At 66.2% G+C, this 1,843-nt stretch carries 1 protein-coding gene and 1 pseudogene; both read right to left on the minus strand.

The features are described from left to right. Nucleotides 1-128, minus strand: a pseudogene (locus tag HX803_RS31505) (DNA-binding response regulator); the annotation flags it as partial. A 37-nt stretch (nt 129-165) separates the two neighbouring features. Further along, on the minus strand, nt 166-1,843 hold a 1,678-nt coding region (locus tag HX803_RS31510; RefSeq protein WP_178925982.1), incomplete at its 5' end, for a DUF4118 domain-containing protein.

The raw sequence follows: 1,843 nt of genomic DNA on the forward strand, positions 1-1,843 counted from the left end.
TGCGCCAGGCCTTCGTTGCCGGTGCCAGCCTCGATCACCTTGTAGCCCTGGGAGGCCAGGCTGATGCGCAGGAATTTGCGGATCTGCGGCTCGTCATCAATGACCAAAATCGTTGCGGTCTGGCTCATGGTGTCCAATCAAAATCCGTGAAGAAAACAGGGTAGCTCATGCCTCGCGCTCCAGGCCAGGCTGGGTTGGCAGTGGCAGGAACAAGGTGATGCAAGTGCCCCGGCCCTCAATGCCATCAGCCACGCTGATATGCCCGCCGTGGGCACCGACCATGCCCTGGCAAATGGCCAAGCCGAGGCCGGTACCCTGCCCGCCCCGGTCACCCCGGGCGGCGGTGTAGAACATGTCGAAAATCTTCGCGCGCTCGTCTTCAGGAATACCCGGCCCCTCATCGGCCACCGCGAAAAACAGCTGATCATCGGCCACCCCGGCGCTTACCTCCAGGCGGCCCTGGGCGGGTGAAAAGCGTGCCGCGTTTTCCAGCACATTGACCAAGGCTTGCTCGATCAGCGCCGCGTGCACGTACAGCAGCGGCAACGCCACGGGCACATCGGCCTTCACCCGCAAGGGCGCCAGCACGGCGCGCAAACGGCCGAGTGCACTGCCCACGATGTCACCCGGAGAGACCCAGTCCCGTGCCAGTTTCAGGGCGCCGTGGCCCAGGCGCGTCATGTCCAGCAGGTTCTGGATGTAGCGATCAAGGCGCTCGGCTTCATCGCGGGTGCCTTCCAGCAGTTCGCGGCGATCCTCCAGCGGAATGGCCTCGCCGAGGGCCAGCAGGCTGTCGATGCTGCCGCGCATGGCCGTCAGCGGCGTGCGCAAATCATGGGACACCGAGGCGAGCAAGGCGCTGCGCAGTTGCTCGGTTTCACCGTGCAGGCGCGCAGACTCCAGCTCCTGCGCCAGCTGCGCCCGGGCCAGTGCCTGGGCCAGCGGTTGGCTCAACGCCGTGAGCAAACGACGACGCTGACCGCTCAACTCCAGCCCCGGTTTGGGGCTGACCCCGAGCAAGCCCAGCGGCCCCTCCTCGCCCGACAACGGCCACCACCACCAACGCCCGAACGGCAAGGTGCCGGTGCCCATGCCGGCTGGTTGATCGTGTTGCCACGCCCAATCGGCAGCGGCACGCTCGGCTTCGGTGAGGTTCAGTGCGGCGCCGGTCTCGACCTTCCAGCCGCCCTGGCCGTCACGGTTGACCAGGCACAGCTCCAGGTCACTCCACCCCTCAAGGTGATGAGCCGCCGCGCTGATAACGGCCTGGCGGTCGGTGGCCGCCGTGAGTTTGCGCGACAGGTCGAGCAGTTCGCTGGTTTCTTCCTGGGTATCGCGCAGTGCCTGCAATTGCCGGCGCTGCCGTGCGGCAAGGTTGCCGGTCAAGGCGGCCATCAACAGGAAGAACAACAGGGTCAACACGTCCTCTTCGCGCTGGATGGCGAAGGAGAAATTCGGCGGAATAAACAAAAAATCGTAGGTCAGGAACGACAGCGCCGCACACACCAGGGACGGGCCCAGGCTGCTGCGCACCGCCACCAGCAACACGGCAGCAAGGAACACCAACGAGATGTTCGGCAACGGCAGCACACTGGCCACCGCCCAGGCCAACGCGGCGGCGATGATGGTCGCCACCACCGCCAGGCCGTAGTCGAACCAGACCAGCCCGCGCACATCCGGCAAGCGTGGCGGCGCGGGGATGTCGTCGCTGTCCAGCACGTTGATTTCCAAGCCGCGGGCATTGCGCAACAAGCGCGCGGCCAAGCCACCGCCGAACAGGCGCCGACGCCAGCGCATCCGTGACTGCCCGACCAGTAACAGGCTGGCGCGGCGTTCGGCGGCG

It is taken from the genome of Pseudomonas sp. P7548, from assembly GCF_013386585.1.
GTDB lineage: Bacteria > Pseudomonadota > Gammaproteobacteria > Pseudomonadales > Pseudomonadaceae > Aquipseudomonas.